1 protein-coding gene is annotated in these 434 nt (G+C 34.1%); it reads left to right on the top strand.

What is annotated here, in order from left to right; all coding sequences use genetic code 11:
• Nucleotides 1–173 precede the first annotated feature (173 nt).
• Nucleotides 174–434, top strand: a 261-nt coding sequence (locus tag EYW48_RS21495; RefSeq protein WP_277433080.1) for a low temperature requirement protein A, incomplete at its 3' end; no start/stop codon positions are given.

The raw sequence follows: 434 nt of genomic DNA, 5'->3' as shown, positions 1-434 counted from the left end.
CTAGATTTGTTTGTTATTAAGCCCTTTGATTGGGCTTTTTATTTATGAATTTTTAAATTTAAGCGATAGATGTTAGATCATTAACAAAATTGTCAAAAGAACTCAGTTTTTTACTTGAATGAAAGCTAGAGTTTTGGAAAAATCATGATAATAATCTCAATAATGTGAAAATAATGCCAAATTCATTATTTGTAAAATATGGGTGGTTAAAGCCACTTGCACCACGAAATCCACACGAACCACATCGCGCTGCAACCTCATTAGAATTGTTATTTGACTTAATTTTTGTGGTCGCCATTGCTACAGCAGGGCAACAATTACACCATAGCATTATCGAAAATCATTTATCACATGGCTTAACACTTTATTTTATGGTGTTCTTTGCGTTGTGGTGGGCATGGATGAACTTTAGCTGGTTTGCATCTGCCTACGAC

This window comes from Vibrio sp. 1180_3, from assembly GCF_029478545.1.
Classification (GTDB): Bacteria; Pseudomonadota; Gammaproteobacteria; order Enterobacterales; family Vibrionaceae; genus Vibrio; species Vibrio aestuarianus.
Note: the sequence above shows the minus strand (reverse complement) of the source record. Positions and strands in the feature narration are given on the sequence as shown.